Annotated in this window: 14 protein-coding genes and 1 riboswitch; of the genes, 6 read left to right on the top strand and 8 right to left on the bottom strand. The window is 40.0% G+C overall.

What is annotated here, in order from left to right:
* The 3 genes from ACM5QX_RS19905 to ACM5QX_RS19895 form a co-directional block, all read right to left on the bottom strand.
* Positions 1–1,323 (bottom strand): flippase, encoded by a 1,323-nt coding sequence (locus ACM5QX_RS19905; RefSeq protein WP_414755086.1) that lies wholly within the window; start codon positions 1,321–1,323, stop codon positions 1–3.
* Between the two features lie 75 nt (positions 1,324–1,398).
* On the bottom strand, positions 1,399–2,352 hold the full coding sequence (locus ACM5QX_RS19900; protein ID WP_414755085.1) for a glycosyltransferase family 2 protein: 954 nt from the start codon (positions 2,350–2,352) through the stop codon (positions 1,399–1,401).
* 207 nt (positions 2,353–2,559) lie between these two features.
* Complete coding sequence (locus tag ACM5QX_RS19895) at positions 2,560–4,764, bottom strand: GumC family protein (protein ID WP_011318212.1); 2,205 nt, start codon at positions 4,762–4,764, stop codon at positions 2,560–2,562.
* Positions 4,765–6,365: 1,601 nt separating this feature from the next.
* On the opposite strand from ACM5QX_RS19895, the gene ACM5QX_RS19890 reads away from it, so the two are divergent.
* A complete protein-coding gene (locus ACM5QX_RS19890; protein ID WP_414755083.1) occupies positions 6,366–7,892 on the top strand; it encodes a CARDB domain-containing protein in 1,527 nt (508 codons plus the stop codon).
* A 108-nt stretch (positions 7,893–8,000) separates the two neighbouring features.
* Positions 8,001–8,726: a PEP-CTERM sorting domain-containing protein gene (locus ACM5QX_RS19885; protein ID WP_414755082.1), complete on the top strand. Its 726-nt coding sequence runs from the start codon at positions 8,001–8,003 to the stop codon at positions 8,724–8,726.
* Here the strand turns inward: ACM5QX_RS19885 and ACM5QX_RS19880 are convergent.
* The 3 genes from ACM5QX_RS19880 to ACM5QX_RS19870 form a co-directional block, all read right to left on the bottom strand.
* Entirely contained in the window at positions 8,719–8,892 is a 174-nt protein-coding gene (locus ACM5QX_RS19880; RefSeq protein ID WP_414755081.1) for a hypothetical protein, read from the bottom strand. The genes ACM5QX_RS19885 and ACM5QX_RS19880 overlap by 8 nt on opposite strands.
* A gap of 27 nt (positions 8,893–8,919) precedes the next feature.
* Entirely contained in the window at positions 8,920–12,021 is a 3,102-nt protein-coding gene (locus tag ACM5QX_RS19875) for a filamentous hemagglutinin N-terminal domain-containing protein (protein WP_414755080.1), read from the bottom strand.
* A gap of 373 nt (positions 12,022–12,394) precedes the next feature.
* Entirely contained in the window at positions 12,395–13,183 is a 789-nt protein-coding gene (locus ACM5QX_RS19870; RefSeq protein WP_011318216.1) for a DUF1868 domain-containing protein, read from the bottom strand.
* A gap of 350 nt (positions 13,184–13,533) precedes the next feature.
* On the opposite strand from ACM5QX_RS19870, the gene ACM5QX_RS19865 reads away from it, so the two are divergent.
* Positions 13,534–14,775, top strand: a complete 1,242-nt coding sequence (locus ACM5QX_RS19865) for a hypothetical protein (protein ID WP_414755079.1) — start codon at positions 13,534–13,536, stop codon at positions 14,773–14,775.
* 10 nt (positions 14,776–14,785) lie between these two features.
* On the opposite strand, the gene ACM5QX_RS19860 is transcribed toward ACM5QX_RS19865, so the two are convergent.
* Together ACM5QX_RS19860 and ACM5QX_RS19855 are read right to left on the bottom strand one after the other, a co-directional pair.
* The gene (locus tag ACM5QX_RS19860; RefSeq protein WP_414755078.1) at positions 14,786–15,889 is read right to left on the bottom strand and encodes a hypothetical protein; all 1,104 of its coding nucleotides are present in this window, start codon (positions 15,887–15,889) and stop codon (positions 14,786–14,788) included.
* A gap of 279 nt (positions 15,890–16,168) precedes the next feature.
* Positions 16,169–16,774 carry a DUF4360 domain-containing protein gene (locus ACM5QX_RS19855; RefSeq protein WP_414755077.1) on the bottom strand — a complete coding sequence of 202 codons (606 nt, stop codon included), beginning with the start codon at positions 16,772–16,774 and terminating at the stop codon, positions 16,169–16,171.
* Positions 16,775–17,755: 981 nt separating this feature from the next.
* Positions 17,756–17,936, top strand: a riboswitch (cyclic di-AMP (ydaO/yuaA leader).
* A 599-nt stretch (positions 17,937–18,535) separates the two neighbouring features.
* Between ACM5QX_RS19855 and ACM5QX_RS19850 the strand changes: the two genes are divergently transcribed.
* From ACM5QX_RS19850 to ACM5QX_RS19840, 3 genes are all read left to right on the top strand, one after another.
* Positions 18,536–18,778 carry a hypothetical protein gene (locus tag ACM5QX_RS19850; RefSeq protein WP_414755075.1) on the top strand — a complete coding sequence of 81 codons (243 nt, stop codon included), beginning with the start codon at positions 18,536–18,538 and terminating at the stop codon, positions 18,776–18,778.
* A gap of 636 nt (positions 18,779–19,414) precedes the next feature.
* Entirely contained in the window at positions 19,415–19,735 is a 321-nt protein-coding gene (locus tag ACM5QX_RS19845; protein ID WP_414755074.1) for an NfeD family protein, read from the top strand.
* Between the two features lie 73 nt (positions 19,736–19,808).
* Positions 19,809–21,152: a flotillin family protein gene (locus ACM5QX_RS19840; protein WP_414755073.1), complete on the top strand. Its 1,344-nt coding sequence runs from the start codon at positions 19,809–19,811 to the stop codon at positions 21,150–21,152.
* Positions 21,153–21,158 lie beyond the last annotated feature (6 nt).

Raw genomic sequence — 21,158 nt, 5'->3', positions numbered from 1 at the left:
CTAATATTTATAGAACAGCAGGAGCGACTGCAATTGAATTTTAAATATTTTTTGTGTTCTTCTATCAAAAGCATTGCAAAGGAAAGCTGCCGCAGCTTGGGATATAATTGTGGCGATCGCTGCACCCAGCCCTGAATATTGGGGAATCAGTAAGAAATTGAGAATAATATTCAATATAGCCCCAAATACAGTCTTACCTAGAGTTACATGATTCAAACCTTCGGCAATAAACCAAGGTGATGATGCAAAACCAAGAAATACAAATATAGAAGTCCAAATATGTACGGCGAGTATTGCGCCTGCACCTGCGTATCCATTACCAAACAACACCATAATTATTTTGTCAGAAAGGAAAGTCATTGGCACAGCGATCGCCAAAGCTATACAAGTTAGTAGCCGAAACAACTGTCCTAGACGCTGATAGTAAACCCCCTCTGATTGATCCTTCGCTGCGTAGATTGATGGAGCTACAGAAGGGACAATCGCACCTGGAATAAAGTACCAAACTTCCGATATCCGCACAGCCGCAGAATAAACCCCTACCTCCTTATCCCCAATCATTTGACCCAACATGATCTGGTCAATTTTCATAAAAATCATGATGGCAAAGCCGGAAAAAATTAAAGGTAAACTCTCTTTGAGGAGTGTTTTAGCAACCTGAAAATTCCAACGCCATGACCAAAATGAAAATCCTTTAGACTGGTAAACAATAGCTAAACCAACTGCATTCATGGCAAATTCTGCCAAGGTTACCCAAGCAAATGCTAATAATGGTGCTTTTGTTAAAATTAGGGCTACTTTGATCAGCGTATTTAATAAAAAAGCTATATTTTTAGCAATAACAGCATATTTTGACTGCACCTGCGACTGGAACCATAATTCAATAGTATCCGCCGCCCTAAAAATTCCCGCTATTGCTAAAATAGCCACTAAGGATATTTTTAAAAATTCGCGTTCACCTAAGAATAATGTAATACCAACTGCTAATAATACAGAGGCGATACCTCCGAGAAATTTTAGCCAAAATGTGGTTCCTAAAATTTCCTCTTTATTTGATGATTCACGTACCACATGGCGAACCACTATCTCATCTAGACCTAAAGTCAAAACAGGAGTAAATAAAGTCACAAAGGCTAGCGCATAGTTAAACAGACCGTACTGTTGCGCTCCTAAATAACGTGCTATCCATACTCCCACTACCAGGCTTGCACCCATACGCAGGATGCGATCGGCAAACAACCAACCAGTATTAGCAATGATGGCACGCAAGCGAGAATGAGATTTTAATTTAGATAAGTTTGAAAGCCTTAATTTATTTAGCATTTTTAATTAGATTTTTTGCTATTTGTCAAAATTCATAATATTTAGGGAAAAAATTGTGCCTTCTTTAATTAATGCTTACCTTAGTTGTAATTTCCCACTCAGCAAAACTTTGACAAGATAATTAAATAATAAAAGTATGCCCTTAATTTTCCAATATAAATTCTTTTCAAATAGAAATATGATTTTTAAATACGATATGAAATCTTGAGTATTAGGACATGGTATTGTTTTTAGCTCATTCAGTGATGTAAAAGCTAATAACAAAGGCAACTCTAAATTATTTTTTTGCAGAATGTAATTAAATAATGAATTGCGCTTCCAAAATCTCTTATATTCATAATCTTTATCTGTATTTACAAATTTACTATTATGAAATTGGTTATTTTGGTGTATCCTATACCTTACTAAAGGTTGAGACAAATAAAATTTCTTTGCTCCTACTAAAGAAGCCCCCCAAACCAAACAATCATCAGCCCTAACTCGCCAATCTTCTGTATTAGGAATAGGTAAAACTTTCCTCAGTATGTTCCTACGCATTGACAATGTTGAAGTTATCGAGCCAATCCATTCACCATTACATAAGGTTCTAATGACTGAATAACCCAAATCTACATCTATTTGATAATCTTGAAATATGCCTTCTACTGCTCCAAATTTTTTATAGGCACAAAATACAAAATCACATTCGCTACGTCTATCATAAAAATTCAGGGCAGTTTCTAAATATTCAGGTTCATAAGCATCATCAGCATCTAAAAAAAAGATGATGTCTCCAGAGGCATTTAAAAAAGCTTCGTTGAATGAAGATAGCTGACCTTGATTTTTGTCTTTTAATATATATTTAATATCTGTCTGTTGAGCAAACTTAGCTATCACCTCGGCAGAGTTATCTGTAGATGCGTCATCAACAATAATAATTTCATCAAATTTAACTGTTTGTTGTAAAGCACTAGCAATTGCTTCTGACAGAAAGGCTGCGTAATTATAATTATTAATTAAGCAAGACGTTTTGATTTTTTTTGTGTCCATAGGAAAGAGTTTGACAGGGGAACAAAAAACAAGAATGTAGGTTGATAACAACCAATTTTTCCTGAACTCACAAAAAGAATTTTATGATAGTGTATTTAGTTGTCAGCGATTATTCCCATAATTTATTTGTGATATTTTTTTGAAAATGTAAATGGAAATAATCGCCTCAATGAATATTCGATGATATCCTCTGCACCTTATACTACATCAACTTTTTCTAGACAACTTGCTTAAGCTACTAGATATGGAATTTGGTTCAAGTTGTCTGTATTTTGAGGAATAAATGTAACCGTTCGGTTCGTTTTTAATATTCACTCCATTGATGACTATTCCTAAAACCTTTTGACCCGACTGAGTTAAAAACTCTTTAGCTGCATTAGCACTATTAAAATCAACTACACCCGGACGAACAACTAATAAAATTCCGTCAGTCAGGGTACTTAATACAGCCGCATCCGCTATGCCTGTTAGGGGTGGTGTATCAAAGATAATAAAGTCGTAATCCCTAGCAAAGTTACTCATCAATGTGGCCATGCGTTGAGAATCTAACATGGCTACAGGATTAGGTGGTAAAATTCCGCACGGAAGTACCTCTAAATTGGGCATTACTTCTTGTACTGCTTCATCTAAAGTTACTTGACCAATGAGGACGTTGGTTAGCCCGATCGCATTAGATAGATCCCAAATATGATGTTGTATGGGGTGACGCATATCTGCATCTACCAACAACACCCGACGACCAGCCTGAGCCATAGTTACAGCTAAATTTGCCGATACTTCTGACTTGCCTTCTTTAGGGACGGAACTAGTGACTACAATACTTTTGAGTGGTTTATCAGAACAGAGGAATTTTAGATTAACTTGCAGTATCTGATATGCGTCACCTAAAGGAAAGTAAGGGATATCTCTACCAATGATTTTGGGAACAGCTCTATCAAGTCCTGGTATGGGTATATCATCTTTAGTGTTTCTACCTAATGTAGGAATAACTCCTAAAACGGTGTATCTCAGGACTTCTTTAGCTTCCTTAACAGTCTTCACTGAGCGATCGATCAAGTCTATACTGAAGGCGGCAATGATACCTAAGAAAATACCAGCTACTCCACCGCCAATAATAAATAGAATTTTGCGGGGCCCCTCTGGGAAATCGGGAATTAAGGCATAGGAAATGACCCGCGCATTAGGAATCTTTTGGTTTTGGGCAATGTCAATTTCTTGGCGTTTTTTCAGGAGGGTTTCGTAGGTTCCTTGTGCTGCTTGTAGCCTCCGTTCTAACTCTCTTTGATTTTGTTCGAGTTTTGGTAAATAGTTGGCTCGTTTAATGTATGCCTCTCGTTGTTGCAAGAGTGTACTGATTTGTCTTTCTAAACCAACACGTTGTGACTCTGCACGAGTAATATCTGCTATGATGCTTTGCTTCAGTTGCCCGACCTGTAAGCTTCCCTGGGTAACCTGCGCTGTACCTGCTACTTGTCCTGTGCGATCTTTGAGCAAGTTTTTCAGAACTACAATCTTTTCTTCTAAGCTAGTAATTGCGGGGTGTTCAGATTCAAAGCGAGTACGTTCAACCGCTAATTTACTTTCTGTTTCTTGGAGTTCCGCTAGTACTTTCTGCACTCCCGGTGCTTGGCTCAATTCGGATGCGATGACACCTTGTTGTGAATCAACCTGAGCTTGAGCGCGTAACTGTTCTAAACGACCCGTAACGTCGTTGAGTTGTGCTTGTGCTTCAGAGATGCGGTTGCTAAGTTTGGAAACGGTATCAACCGCTACGGTTGCTTCCTGTTCTAGAGCAATAATTTTATTGATTTCTTTAAATATCCGCAGTTCTGACTCGGCTTTTTTAACGCTTGTCTCAGCTTTGGGTATTTCCGCAATCAGGACTTGTTTAGCTGTGAGTGCTTCGTCTTGATTGGCTTTAATATTTAAGGCTATATAATTGTCAATAACTTTATTGACAACTTTGGCAGCTAGTGCAGGATCATTACTCTTGTAAGAAAGCTGCACAACATCTGTGCCTTTGATGCCTTCTATCTTTAGTTGTTTGGCGAAAATTCTAATTGATAGCGGTTTGCCATTTTTATCTTTAAGGTTAAGTGCTTTAATCGTTTGCTCAAGTACTGGATTTGAGCCAATAATTCTCACTTGAGTTTCCAAGGGGTTGTCATTCACATTCAATGGTTCTAAGCGACCAATGTCCTGTGGTAAACCAGTGAGTGAGGAAGTGCGATTAGTTTTAATCATCACACTTCCTTCTGCTTTGTATGAAGGCTTTTGTGAAAAGGCATACACACACCCAAGGGTTAGCGATAGTCCAAAAATTCCTACTACAGCTAACCAACGTCGTTGAAGAACTTCTACGTATTTGTGAATATCTACTTCTTCAAAACCTTGTAAAGAGTCCATTGTCATATATACAAACTTTTATAAAAAAGACTGTCGAAAGCAGATTATACCAGTGCTTATGAACCATTAACACTGTAGTCTACTTAACAATTTTCATGTTTTCTGTTTACTATCAGGAAACAATTTTTAGTTGAATTTACTCATCAGTTAATATTAACTAATGAATTTTTTACAAAGTGTACTTTTTGGGTTTAACCCATACACAGAACAGAATACAGTACACAATCTTGAATCTTTTGAGTGATGAAAGCACCTTCAACACATACAACTCATGCTCTCTGATTTGTTTAAAGTTCTACAGACAAAGTGACTTTAAAAGAACTGAGCTAAAAGAATATCAATACCTAAACTCTAAAGCACCCAAAAGATTTTTTAGTTGTAATAAACACCTGATTGGTGCTAAATTACCGATAATCGGCAATTTTTTCCTAGAATATAACTAAGGAATACTAGTGAGTTTGTTGATTGATAAGTAAGTTGTTATTCACCAAAGATATTCCCTGATATATATGCTTAATCAGTCATATCATACCATGTTTATGTAAAAACACTTAATGAAACAAGTTTACGGAAAATTCATATATTCTGTATTCTACTAGTAATCTCATAAGGCATTGTCTTTCCCTACTTTTAATCATTTCCAGGGCTTCAGCCTGAGACAGCCAAGTATTGTTAAAAGTTCATAATATAGGACAAAAGTAAAATTATTTAACGAGAGAATTATTTTTCGCCATACTTGTGGGCTGAGGAAAAGTTTTTATACTGTAGCTATCTCATAGGATTTACGCGAACAAGCCCGTCAATTAGCCGACGTATCAAATCAAGTCATAGCGATCGCTTTTTTGTCTTCTCTTCATTAACAGACTAACCGATTGCAGACGTATTGAAAGATAACTTGTTCCCAAATTGATGTGTGAAGCCACTACTGACTCTAAGCAGTGGCGATATTGGGCAAGATTTAAAGCTTGAGTTGTGTATCCGTGCCAAGACAGCCCTCAATCAGAAATCCTGGCAGTATCAAATCATTAATCGGTTGGGTGCAAGCAAGTATAGAAGAGGGTACGACCGCGAAAGGTGATTCCGCCCAAACGCAACCCTAGCAATCCCCGCACTTAACTGCTGCCTATCTACGCCAAATCTATCAAGCTCAATTTTAGATCAGTAGAGCAGTGGACTGAAACTGAACTAGAACACCTAATAATAATCAGTGATATTAAACATATTCTTCAAGCACGACGGAAAGAAAACATGATGAAGCGTTTAATCTCAACTGCTTTCGCTACTTCTAGGTATTGATCCGTCATCATCTCAATTATGTAGCGGCAAGATAGACTGGGTCAGTTTTTTAATTAGCTCTATCCCGATGAAAAATTAAATTTGCACAGATAAGAAAGCGAATGAGCCAAAGTTTAAATACTCAAGCAATTGCCATTGCGATCGCACTGTGTGAGGACGAATAGATCAATAAAACCAAACACCACACAAGTTGAACTTTGTAAAGCAGGGAGGGTGTTCAAAAATCCTACTGGAGAGTTACCCAAGTTTGCGGGACGATTGGTGTTTTTATTGGAAAAAGCAGCATCTATTAAACAATTGGGAGATTATTTATGAACGATATTGATTTGATAGTGTCTTCTGTGATGACTCTACCATATGTCAACTTGGGTGAAACGATTTCTGTGTCTTGGACTGTTAAAAACCAAGGTACGGTTTCTGCCTTGACAACTTACTGGAATGACTATATTTACATCTCCAATGACCAGTTTTTAGACGACAGCGATACTTTTCTCTTCTATAAATATGCAGGACAGAATACGCCTTTAGCATCTGGGGGGAGTTATACAGCAACCGAGAACATTTCTATTCCCAACTCCGTAGCACGAGGTAATATCAGCCGCTACCTGTTATTTGTCACTGACGGAGGAAACCACCAGGGTGAAACCAATGAAACTAACAATGTATTCGCCCAAGCCATCACCATAAATGCTCCAGATTTGGTCGTGACAGCAGCTAACGTCTCAAGCACGGCTGGATTAGGTGAGACGATTTCTGTGTCTTGGACAGTTAAAAACCAAGGTACAGTTTCTGCCTTGACAACTTACTGGAATGACTATATTTACATTTCCAATGACCAGTTTTTAGACGACAGCGATACTTTTGTCCTCTACACAAGTTCTGGAGGGCCTCTAGCCTCTGACAGTAGTTATACTCGGAACTCTGACATTTTTATTCCCGACTATGTAGGATCTGGCAATCGCTACCTATTATTTGTCACTGATGGAGGAGGATATTACAACAACCAGCTTGAAACTAACGAGGATAATAATGTATTCGCCCAAGCCTTTACCATCAATGATCCTCCAGATGTAGATTTAGTTATTACTGCCGCCAATGCCCCAACCACAGCTGGGTTAGGTGAGACAATTTCTGTGACTTGGACAGTTAAAAACCAAGGTACAGCTTCTACCTCATCTGACTGGTATGACTATATTTACATTTCTGATGACCAGTTCTTCGACCAAAGCGATTTCCGCCTCACCGACGGCTACACAAGAGAGAATAAGCTTTTAGCATCTGGCAGTAGCTATACAATTACCCAAGATATTTATATTGACAGCTTCGTAGCACCAGGCGATGTCTACCTGTTATTTGTTGCTGATCATGACCATTACCAGGGTGAAACAAACGAGGACAATAACATTCAGGCGGTAGCAATTAGCCTGTATGCCCAAGACCAAATTTTCAACGGCACATCTGGGCGCGATACCCTAACTGGTAATGATAGCAACAACCTGATCACTGGTTTACAAGGGGCAGATACCCTTACAGGTGGTGCTGGCAGCGATCGCTTTGTCTATAGCAGTATCCGCGATGCCGGAGATACAATTACTGATTTTGTGGCTGGTACTGACAAAATTGACTTGAGCCAATTATTCCAGAGCTTGAGTTTGGAGAGCCTCGACTATGAGAGTGCAACCAGCCAAGGCTACTTGAGTTTTGGGATTCAGCAAACTAATACTACTGTCTTGATTGACCTAGATGGCACAACAGGTCGCGCTCGTCCAACACCGTTATTAACTGTCAACAATATATCTCAAAGCACCCTAGCTCGGTCTGATAACTTCGTGTTCTAAGTTGCAGTGGCCGGAAGCATCATTAGTCATTTGTTCTTCCCCTCGAATTGAATCAAGTTTGTCAGAATGCTCAAATCCTACCTATTCAACATTCAACAAATAAATCTCATGAACATTTCCACATTGATCAAAAATCCAACTTTCAAAGTCGGTCTTGTCAGCCTTGCCAGCTTGGGAAGTTTGGCAATCACTACCTCTGCCCTAGCTGTCCAATTAGACTTTAGCAGTTGGCAAAAATTTGGCGATGTCGTGACCCCAGAAGGCGGGGTTAATCTGTCCACTGCCAGTTTACAATTTCAAGATGATGCCCCCACTAGTGCTGGTGTTTTTAACTATTCTGGTATACCCGCAGGTGATGCAGGTTTTTATCCAGACTTGCAAAATTTTCTCGCTTTAGCTGATCTCTCTGACCTGGATATTGGAGGATTTGTATTTGAGGGGTCTGCAATAAAAAATACACTTACTTTAGCGGCTGGTGATACTTTCAGCTTCGACTGGAACTTCCGCACTAACGAGACACTTAACAAGGACTTCGCCTTTCTGTTGGTAGACGGTACACTGATTAAGTTGGCTGACTTCACTGATGCAACCCAAGCTGACAGTCCCTTTCTTCAAAAAACAGGGATTCGTTCTTATACCTTTAGTACTCCTGGAACCTACACCTTCGCCTTGGGAGTAGTGGATGTAGATGATTATGGGACTACATCGGCTTTGGAGATTAGTAACGCCAAGTTAGAGAGAGTTCCAGTTCCTGAACCAAGTACTATCCTGGGTTTATTTACCGCCCTGGGTTGCAGCATAACTATAAGGCGGTTAAGAAAAAAATCTACTTAAATACTAAGAGCCAAAAGGCTTTGGATAACCACTGCCATTGTCCTATCGGTTTGACTCTACAGGCAATAATCAAGCGTCCCAGCAGTGTGTGCAGTCCAAAACGACTTTCATCTTGAGCAAAGTAGCGAACCGGGTGTTGTTTATCTTTGCCACTGACCACCGACAAAACTCTATCCCCTTGTGGGTGGAGTGTTTATCCCTTATTTACCCGGCAGAAATCGGTTCTCAATCCTGAACCATGACCTGTTATTTTAGTTGCTTCGGCAGTCAGAACCAAATTTCCTTGGGTATCATAAACCCAGCCTTGAGCCTCAACAATAGTGTCAGCAGCAGTGTTTTCCTTTTGGGCGAAATTATTTTCTTTGTGAGCAATGGTATTGACATCATTAACAGTTACCCAATCCGTAATTACCGCCGTGTTATCCAAGATTTCATAGGGATTTGTTGGTACACCACCGCGTCCAGTAATAATAAACTGATTTTGTCTCTGTGCCGTCGCTTCATCAATCCGGCATTCTTGAGAAATTTGATTAGACACATCAACAGCCTTTGATGGGAGTTGGCTTAAACTTTGACTAGGGTCTACATCAGGGGTAGTAATTTCCACTGCACCGCTTAACTCAGGGTTAACACCAGTAGCAGTAATATCACTATTGGGGGTACGTTGATTGCGAAATTTGGTTCCGAAAATATTTTGGGCATTGATATTGATTCGACCACCACGAAAATCAGCAGAATTAGCACTAATATCACTATTTTGGATAGCAACTAAAGTGTTAGTATCAATGTCTATATTGCCACCAATGACATTACTGCCTGTGGCGTTAGTGGTGATGCTACTGCCACGAGATAGGATGAGATTGTGCGATCGCAGATTGATATTTGCTTGCGATCGGTTAGGGTCACTCCCATTATCACGAGTATCAGCACTGATAAAAGCTTGACCATCCAATCTGATTCTACGAGCATTAATATTTAAGTTGCCTGCACTCCCCTTACCACTACTCTGCACTCCTACTCCCGCTCCCTGCTCAATATCCAATACATCCGCACTCACCGTGAGTTTACCAGCGCTACCAGTAGAGTTTGCCGTTGCTACAGTAAACAAGCCACTAGAGAACGAAGCATCAGCAGCAGTACCGATTAGTTTGATATCAGAAGCTTGGACAAACAAATCTCCACCTTTACCTGCCCCGAAAGTGCTAGCACTAACTTGTGCGCCGTCACGTACAACTAAAGTGGAGGTATCAATCTTTAAACTACCAGCATCTCCTGTTGCATAACGATTAGCTTGGGCAAACAAGCCACTAGCACTATTGTTCTGAGAAACACCAATTAGTTTTATCCCCTCAGCAGCCTGCACAAACAAATTACCACCATTAGCCGTACCAAAAGTACTAACACTGACTTGCGCCCCATCTTTTACTAATAAATTACCAGTGACAATTGTCAAAGATCCCGCATTTCCCGTAGCTGAAGAACCTGTTCTCGTGAACAAACCACTAGCAACCCCATTAACAGCAGTACCAATCAATTCCACCTTACCAGTGGCATTGATCATTAAATCTCCCCCTTTACCTGCTGAAAAAGCATCAGCACTAATTCGCCCTCCATTTTGTGCTGTTAACTCACCAGTGTTAATCGTGATCATGCCAGCATCACCGGAAGAAACTGAGTCAGTAAATATACCACTAGGTAAACTATCTCTGCGTAACACCCCTGTTATCAACAACTCTTTTAAGGGGCCGACAGTTCTAGGTACTTGCTCATCTAGCTCTGAATCGTTAGGCCAGTTCCCAGGGATTGCACCTTTGGGAGAAGTACCAATTATTACCGCCTTATCAGAAGCATTTACAGTCAAGTTTCCGCTTTTACCGACACTCAAATTTCTGGCAATGACCTGCGCCCCGTCTTCAATTCGTAACACACGAGTATTAATCGTCAGGTCTCCCGCCTTGCCATCACCATCAGTTTGACTAAACACACCGCTAGAATATATTTCGTCCAATGAACTACCCCGCAAAGTTACTGAATCTGCGGCATTAATAGTTAAACTAGCTTTTGTCTGCACATTAAGAGGAATAATGCCGGAAAATGCAGTAGAAGAATTAGTGATAATTTGTGAGCCATTCTCGACTAATAAATCCCCAGTATTAATTGTTAAATTTCCATTGGCTGCGTCACCATCTGAAGTTGTGGCATAGATACGGCTGGGAGTACCTTTGAGATCACTTGTCAGTTCCACCGCATCTGAGGCATTCACCTCCAGATTACCGCCGTTGATACCGATGAAAGATTGATTACTCAATAATAATCTACGAGTATTAATAGTGTGATTTCCTGGCGAATTATTAGAACTTCTAGTATCAATTGCACTTCTATCTATTAACTGAATGCTTTCTTGGGCATTGACTGTGAGATTATTGAACACATTCAAAGACGCATCTTGAAGTACAATATTTTTTCCCGTGAGATTGAGGTCACCTAAACTATTAATATTAGTGCCTGAAGATAGTTGAATATCACCAAATTCAGATACCCCGTCAAATTTAAACAAGAAGCCTGAACTGACTGATTTAATTCCCACTAAACTTGCTGATGCAACACTGCCTAGTTCTATCCTGCCTTCAGACTTTATAGTGCTAAGATTAGCGTTTCCTAAAATAACATTTCCACCAATTAACGCTAAAGTTTGATTGCCTTCAACTTGCAGCCTACTAGGCTGATATATGGATTCTCCTTGTAACTGAATGCTGCCAGAATTAGCTCCATACTGTAAACCAATAGGAGTTGTGACATTGAGTAAGGGCGTAACACTTGCAGTTTTAGCTATAAACTCTCCACCCTCAGCAAATCTGACACTATGAGCAGTACTAGCAACGAAAGAACCCTGAATATTTATCTGAGCATTAGGCCCAAAAATAATTCCATTGGGATTAATGAGAAATAAATTAACCCTGCTTCTAGCTGTGATTAAGCCATCAATATTTGATACTTCTCCACCAGTAACCCGACTAAAGATATTTTGAATATTGTCAGTACTATTAAAGTAAGCATTTTGACCTTTGAGTAAGGAAAATTTGCTAAAACTATGAAATAGATTGTTGCCTATTGCTGTTCCGCCATTAATAATGAAGGTAGAATCACCCTCTTTACCGAAATTAACAGTCACATTAGTATTTTCAGGTAGTGTACTATCTTGAATAATTTCGGCGTTGCTAGGATGCTCAATGCCAGTTATTGCACCTACGCCTAAAATGATAGAGATACCTATTTTGATGCAATGACGGCTCATCTTTGCTCGTATTCGTAAGCGGTGAATAAAAAATTAGTATACTCTTATATAGGGATGTGATTTAATTTTTGCAAAAAAATAAAGCATTTTTAGAGTAAATAGGGTGGAGATGACATACTCACTCAAGTCTTGAGTAACCATTAACTAACCACCTACACATATTTTAAAAATCAATTATGGATCTTACGATTTAATATGTATTAAATAATTAGCGTAACCGCATATTTATTGCTTTTAGTGTAATAAGAAAAATCCTCACCAACAAGGAGATGAGGATTTTGTTAATTGCACAATGATCAACTTATTGATGAACAACTAATGACGCGCCAAAAGCCGTGAACATTTTTCTCAAAGCCTCATACTCGAAGCAAAATTAAAAATTCAAGCTTGGCCAGTCTGGCTGACGATAATAGCGTGTCATATCGTCAAACTTTCGCAATTCTACACGGCTAATCAAAAATTCTGGCGTATTTAATAGCCATTTTTGACTCAAATCAGATAGTGTATCACTGAATTTGATCCTGTCTAAATCTGACGAAACCTCCCCAAAATAACCTAATGTTATATGAGCAGTAAGATGATAATGTTGCTCAATACCCAAGGCTATTAATTTGGGATTCTGGTAAATTGTGCGACGGAATTTAATGACCTGCTCATAACAACGTTCATCTTTTGGTACTAAACAAACAGCAACAGCCCTTGGCATGAGAATCAATCCCAACATCTGCCAATAAATCGGATTACTCCCTGATGTTAGAGATTCTTGATATTGCTGTAATGTGTCACCTATGCAAGAGCGTAATTGTTGTTCAAAGTCAGGATTTTTTTCACAAGCATCACGGTAAGCACTGTCCCAAATCAAATCTGCCAAAGTCAAATGGAAGCTTGCGGGAGGTACAGGAACTATCAAACCATTGTTGATAGGTAACTGTAACAGTTCCTCTTGATAAGCTTGTACCTGAGTATAAAAACCAGAATTTTCCGAATCTTCTGCTGCCGATGGAGTAATTAGGGTGTACCCAGGAAAAGGTACTGCTTGCCTCGATCCCGAAGAGGGCTGAAACTTATATGATTCCTGAATATGCTGGGCTTGGGATCTCAACGCTTCTGGTAGTGTCAGTCTTGCTACCCGATTTAGGTAAGTTTGATAGTTATCGTCCAATCTTCATTGCCTCGCATTCTCACTTGATAGATTTTAAGAAAAATCACACAACTTAACAGACTGATTTAAAAGGTAGTTAGTTTTTTTCTTAAAGTCATGTTATCAGTAGAGGTCACGAATTCCCCACCCTTCCATCCTCTCATAACAATTTTGCTTTGCTCAACTACTAAAAACTTTGGTACTTCCTCTGCTAAGTATAATTACAAACACGTCTGTGTAACTCTACTTAACGGTTAATATAGGGTTCCTGTTTGTTTTTTGAACATTTACGTAGAAATTTTCTATCACAAGGACAATCAAACTAACTTGCCATCACAGTCGTTTAATTTGAATAGTCATCAACAGCCAATATGTTTGCCAGAATCCGCCGTCTTGTCAATCAATTTTTTAGTAAGTCAAGAAAAATCAACAATGAACCTCTGAATAGAGTGAGTTTGATTGTCATTATTTTGATTGATATTTTTATCTTAGTTAATGTTTTTACAGGTTTAGATGATATTAGTAGATGGCATCTCAGCCCTTCGCAAGCTTATCCATGTTATTCCCAATGGCAGACTTATCGCACAGAAACTAATAAAGATAAAGATTATGAAATTATTAGGCGATCGCTGCTAGGTAATATTAGTAATCTACCCAATCAAAAACAAACTTATCAACAAAATGAGATAGACCATCTGGGTAAAGTATCTTCTACTTGCTTGCGGTATGGAGAATACATCGATAAAATCAAAACTCCTCAAAATCAGCAAGCTATCAAAGGAATTGACCAGCGACAAGCACAAATAAGTAATCTTAAGCAATCTAATAACCGGATTCGCGCCCAGTATGACTCTACACTATTAGATAAACTTGCCGGACAAGCTCCTAAGCAATCGATTAATCAAGTTCCAGCAGAAAAAGCTAAACAGGAGTTAGATAAAAATAATCTTCAAATTGCTCAATTAGAAAAGGAAATATCTAATCTTAAAAATCAACTATTGACTCAACCAGAAAGTAAGAGTTTGATTGCTTTCCTGCAAAATGGGGGAAAATTTGCCACGGTTGAGCAAGGTTATAAACAAGCATCTTTTTGGTATCCAAGTATTCAACTTGCTTTTCAATCTCTGTTTTTGTTACCACTGATATTTGCGGCTTTATTAGTTCATCAATTTTCTCAGCGTCGGGGTTACGGACTCATTGCTCTGATTAGCTGGCACTTATTAGTGATATTTTTCATCCCTTTAGTTCTGAAAATATTTGAATTTTTACAAGTAGGGGCAATATTTCAATTTGCCTTTGATATTATTAGTGCCGTTTTTGGTAGTTTACTGTTTCTGGTCAGCTATGTTTACATATTGTTGATTCCTTTAATTGGTTTTGGGATTATCAAGTTTTTCCAAAAAATTGTTCTCAATCCTAAACTACAAGCAGTTAATAGAATTCAAAAATCACGGTGTGTGAAGTGTGCGAAAAAAATTCGGGCTAATGATGCCTATTGCCCACACTGTGGTTATTATCAATACGTTGAATGTCAAAATTGTCACAACCTAACTTACAAACATTTACCACACTGTAAGCATTGCGGCACTTTACAAGATGTTGATGATTTATAGTATCTGAGGTTTACTGCTTTCGGCGGACGTAGCTCACCCCATCGAGCCAAATCGCACTCTTGGGATCTTTTGGATCGGTAATTAGGATGCGACTCTCCCTGGAGCCATCATCATAGGTGATATGTAGCGTCATCCCTTGGACACGATAGCGACCACGGCGATTTGGTGCTATGTTGCTGGTGGCGATCGCTACGTCGCCAGCTTCTGCACTTCCACCAGCACCGTTACCACGCACAACTCGACCATCAGCCGAGAACCTATAGTCTTGCCATACAGCTAGGGATTGGCTACCCCCGATCGCCACTGTACCTGTGCCAGAGAGAGAGCGAAAGAGTCCGTCAAGCTTGAAATTGTCCGGTAATTTGGGATAGGTCGTCCGAAAAGGTAACGCCTTCCAACCGCCCTTTTGTGCAAGTTGCAATTCGCCACCCTGACGACGCCAACGCGTCCAGTTGTCCGGTTTTAGGCGTTTGTGGGCTTCGAGTCCACCTGGAAATGAAAGTCCTTCCACATCAGTGAGGGCATCACCGTTGCGAAAAAGGACGACAGGATAGATGTCGATGGCGACAAAACCACCGATACCTATTGTTGGCCGCGAATTAAAACCAAAACTATCGATCTGAGCCGCAATTTTGGCATTTGCTCCAGAAGTAACACTCACAGGAGTGCTAACAGACCTCTGAGCGCCCCTCTGTGGTTTTTTGGCTGGACTACTCGTTTGTGCGAGCAGTTGGGGGGATACCGTAGCAAACTGTGAGTCAGGTAGTTTCGATATAGAAAGTGCTACAGCACAAGCATCGATATTGCTATTCTGAGATGTTACCTTTTCGGTGATCTGTGCAAAAGCCTGGTTGATTTCCTGCTGTTGGGAGGGGTAGCGATCGAGGTCACGCATCCGGACACGAATCTGATTGACACCGTTCGCGGTTTGCCATGCCTCGATCTTGGCAGAGTCGGCAGCAACAAAGCCCCGACCCTGCTTGCATTTCGTAGCGAAGTAGTCGAAAGTCATCACAGTGAGCGCTGCCCGCATGAATGGCTGGCCTGTGATGGCAGTGTCTTGGGCGTATGCACTCTGCGCCGCAGCCAGTGAGACCAACAGAGTCATTGCCATAGCATTTACTCGCATATACGCTCCCTTATCCTCAAGCTGACAATTCAATTCTGGAGTTGAGGGGTCTGATTGAATACAGTCCCCTTTTTAGCTAAGTCTGAGAGAAGAACTACCTAAATTTCATCTGCCAATATGAAATTTCCCAAACTCCAAGAATTTAGTCAAGTCGCTTTTCTACGTTCGCCCAGGGTCTGTGTTCGACACGAAAGGGAGAGGCTGAGAAACACAGTTGTCTTTATCTTCTGATTGTATGAAACTACCCCGCTACAACGAAAAGACCTAACGACACTGGCGATATTTGATGTGATAAACCAAACCACGGTGAGAAAGGTCAAAAGAGTCTACGGTGGCCATACCGTTACCACTGGCAGTCATGGCGGCGTTTACTCGCATATTCACACTATCACCACAGCGTGACCAGACATCAGCCACGGTCACTAATTGATCTCGGACATTGTAATCTGTTTCGCCTCTAAATGTCCGAGAAAAAACAGGGCCGCGCTGACCAGCAAAAAAGTACTCTGCTCTGAGTCTCCCCGTTGTACTGGGAGCAACATAGCCTCGATAATCAGCATCGTAGAGGGAGATTTGAAAGCCTTGAGGTACTTTGATAGGAATACTCAAATTACAACTTTTGCGGCTTTCGCTTGACTTATTACCCACAGCTATAAAGTTATCGAAGAGGATGCTGAGTTCTTGACCATCAGGGCTGACACTGACGCTGGCAGATCCATCAGGGCAACCATTACCGCCATATTCTGCACCTAAAATTTCAACTTTGTCGCTAGCAAGAGCGGGGCCAACAGAAGCCGTAATTAGTGTAGCTGCGGCCAGAAAAGCTTGAACAAAATTGATAGATGTTGTCTTGATGTTGGGATTATTCATGATTCACCTAACTTGAATAATTTGAATAGACTTAGATCCAAATATGATGTATGAAATTCCAGAAAAATCATTTAGGAAACTCTGCATAAATCATATTTTTTGTAGAGTAGAGCTTGTATATGACATTGTTAACAGCCTGAGTTGTGACATAGAATATACTTATAAAATAAGCGAATTCCAGCCAAATAATTAACGTATTAATCAATGAAATAAATACAAGTTTTTAACTCTACCTTGTATAGATTGTCAATTATTAAATTAGTTAGCAAAAAAGAGCAACGGATAGCATGATCGACAATTTCGATACTCATGGTTATCGATAAATTGCCTGACAATAACTAATGAAGCCACATCTGCATACTGAATTTAAGCTAACTAAAGTTGCCCTGAATAGCTGATATAGATATCTCAACAGAATTCAGATTTATTAGTCAGAAGAAGTTTTTGCTTGTAATATCGTTGGATAAATTAACGACATTATTAGAGGTGCTAAACCAAATATTTAGCAGAGTATAATTAGTAGGATATTTTTCCACTAATTAATGCTGGTTTCTAGCTTCCGACTGCTTAGTCAAGCTTTTAATATTTAATCTATACTCGCTCAATGACTAAGAATTTTGTCTTGTGTTCCCGTGAAATTAGTTAAGTAATCACATTGATAATTCAGTATCGATCGCCTACGGTGGGTCGTAGCCCATCTCTATGGGAGGCTGCGCCAACGCCTAAATATTTCTTACATTTTGTTAATGTGATTATTGAATTTGGCGGCTAGTCCAACACGTATTGCCAGAGTTGTATTTGTGATTTTGGGCGCTTCTTTAATTGCCTATGCAAAACGGTAGCGGAAAAGAGGCGATCGCCTATATTCAGTATCGTGGATGCGATCGTATCTTTTTGTTTACTGGAGTGTTACCTTACGTCGGAACACGCTAGTATTACAGGGAACAAAAATCAGTCTGCCTAATCCAAGTTTATCCCCAAAACATCTATGTGCAGGGTTTAAGCTAGGAACGGAGGAACCAAGTTTGGGGCGTATCTGCCAAAAAAGCTAAAGCTAAAGTGTGAACAATAAATTTCAAATTTTAGACTTAGAGCATCTAGAGAAGGACATCTCTCAGTCCTAGCCCGTCAGCTAACTTCGTAGGCATTGAGAGGAGATTGAACGAGCAGCATTTATACAAATAATGCCTGTCGTCAGTATCCTTGGCTGGTAAACTTACGCTTCGTTTTACCTGTCCTCGCACTGGAAGTCAGGATTTTATAGTCTGTGTTTCTAGGGACTGAGGTCGGATTAGTTGCCTTGAGGTACTTTTGACTATGTTTTTGCAGATAAATCATCACTTTACTTTCATTACAGTAGACATTGTTAGCGCCACCATAAATAGTATTGAAAGTTTGGTTGTTCCTATAGAGAAAAGTCAAACACAGGACTGATAAAACTTTGAGCAGTCTGTAGAGAAAACATCCTTCATTAGAGGATATTTGAAAAGTTATGAATGATAATAAAGACCCCTCTCCATAGCGCGGAGTGCTTCTCGTAGAGTACCTCTCTTTGAAAAGTCGATAGGCTTTGGAACCCCCATTACCTTATAGGGAAGGGGAGGCTCAAGGGGTTAGGTTCTTCAGATTTTGATGTTTAAAATAATACTTTTCAAGCAACCTCTGATGCTAGGTGTAAATTCTCGATGCAGTTTAGTGGCATTAGTTTGTCAGAAAAATTCACGATAGAAGTACGATTCATAAACAGTTCGGGAGAATAAAATGTCCATTCAAAATCGCAACTTTTTCACTGACGTTAACTTTTTACCTGAACATAAATTTAAGTTAATTGGAGAGTTTGCGGGGAAAAAACTCTTACTAATTGGCAGAACTAATGCCTATGGCGATCCCATAGTGGCAGCAAGCCATAGTAATGAGCCTAGCCAAGAAGATTTATACGCTTATGACCTATACGAGTTGATGAAGTGTAATCAGGAACTAGTTAATATTACTGGAGAAATTTAGTCAATTATAGCGCCTCTCATTTGTATGCAAGACACTTTGACCGACAGAGGCAGGGGAAAGGGAGCAGGAAGAGAAATCGCAAGCAGGGTTTCCCTCTCTGTCCCTTTTCCTTTTCTTGACTCAACTGCAAACCGCTATAAGAAAGTGGGGTGATACTGTTCAGAGAAGAATCGACATCAGGACTACCCCCCGCCTGATATCAATAACAAAATATTTACGCCTTTCTAGTTATACACATTAATAATTAGTCCCAATCTTTTGTTCTATGGTGTGTTGTGGTCTAGAGCAACGCCCCATTTGGAATTTTCTATTAGTTAATATTGACACCTGTCACACATTCAAACCAGTTAAAGAATATTTATTGTAAATTTCTGTAACATACCGAGTAAATTTGTCCTACTTCTACAGAAATACCTATATAACTGCAACGGTAATCTCCATATACCGCGTTCAATAACATCAGAGACATAACAGAATTGATGTTATATCTCTGCCTTCCTTATATGTATTTGTTAAATATTAATTAAAGCTAGCCTTTATGAAAGTGGCAATAGTAAAGTTATATCAACATCATCTGAGATTTTTTGTTACCAATAAAGGGTAAGCAATAATTATAAAATACCTGGAAATGGGGTAATGAATAATCCAATTCTCGCAACTGCTAGTATTGTAATTGCTTTCGGTATCATTGTTGGTGTCTTAATTGTGGGATTGATTTATCTCCAACGGCGACGGCAAGTAGTAGACAGTTTGATCCGTATTAATAACGTGGTTGGTAGTTTTGGGATTGTGGAAGTTCCCATCAACCAAAATAGTCCAGGAAAAGTACGCATCAATCTCAAAGGTTCTCTAGTAGACTTTGTAGCTTTCACCGATGAAATTCATCAATTTAATCAAGGTGATTCTGTTGTTATCGTGCGAATTAAGGGAAATAAGGTTTGGGTGGTTAAGGTTTAATAAGATAGGCAGTTTGCGGAGCCTGTCGCAGACCAGTTTAGAAGGAAATTTTGATGACAGTTGATAAATAACTATGAACTTAATTAAACAAGAATTAGCGACTGTAACAGTAGCGCAAGTTGATCCGAATACACCTGCTACTAACAAAGAAAATAATGGGATAGAAAGTTTACTTTATAGTGGTCTTCCCATTGCTTTATCTATTTTTGGTGCATTTTTATTGGTATGGTTTATCAAGTCTTTTTTATGTATTTGTAAACCCAACGAAATCTTGATCCTTTCGGGACGCAAATGGCGGACTAAAGATGGGCAAGAGATGGGTTATCGAGTGTTATTAGGTGGGCGCGCCATTCGGATTCCTATAGTGGAAACGGTAAAACGGATGGATGTGACAACTATGCCGGTACGGGTGGAAGTGCGGAATGCTTACGCCAAGGGGGGAACGCCTTTGAATATTCAAGCGATCGCCAATGTGAAAATTTCCTCAGATCCGGTGGTTGTAGGTAACGCCATTGAACGCTTTTTAGACCGCGATCGCTCAGAATTGGCTCGTGTTTCCCGCGAGACTCTAGAAGGCTATCTCCGGGGTGTCGTCGCCACCCTTACACCAGAAGAACTCAACGAAGACCGCCTGAGTTTTGCCCAACGTATCGCCTCTGATGTCAGCCGCGACCTTAGTAAACTGGGATTGCAACTGGACACCTTGAAAATTCAAAGCGTTTCTGACGATGTAGACTATCTCAAATCGTGGGGACGTAAACAAATTGCCCTTGTAATTCGAGACGCAGAGATTGCTGAATCCAACGCACTCACCCAAGCCGAACAAATCGAAGCCCAATCCGAAGAATACGCCCAAGTCGCCAAAACCCAAGACAAAATCATCGTGCTGGAGAAAGAAAACGAACTCCGCACCATCAAAGCCCAGCTAGAACAAAGAGCCAAGTCTGAAGAAGAAATTACCACGGCGGCTGCACAAGAAAAGAAAGCCAAAGCCGAACAAGTCTTACAAGTACTGCGGGCTGAACTAGAACGCCTACGTCTACAAGCCGATGAAGTCCTACCCGCCGAAGCCCGTCGCCAAGCCCAAGAACTCCGCGCCAAAGGGGAAGCAGCCTTCCTAGAAGAAAATGCCAAAGCCGCAGCTTTAGTTAACGACATTCTTTCCCAAGTTTGGCAGCAAACTGGCAGCGATGCTTCTAAGTTATTCCTCATTCAACAAATTGAAACCGTCCTCCAAGAAGCAGTACAGATTCCTCAACGCATTCACCTAGACAAGGTAAACGTGATTGATAACGGCGATGGCAAATCCGTAGCCAGCTTGGTGAATATTTACCCCGAAATCGTCCTGCAATTCCTAGAAAACGTCAATCGCACCCTGGGTATTGATGTTACAGGAACTTTGGGGACTGGGGATTAGGGATTG

It is taken from the genome of Anabaena sp. CCY 9910 (assembly GCF_963920875.1).
Lineage (GTDB): Bacteria > Cyanobacteriota > Cyanobacteriia > Cyanobacteriales > Nostocaceae > Trichormus > Trichormus variabilis.
This window is presented reverse-complemented; position numbering and strand designations above follow the sequence as displayed.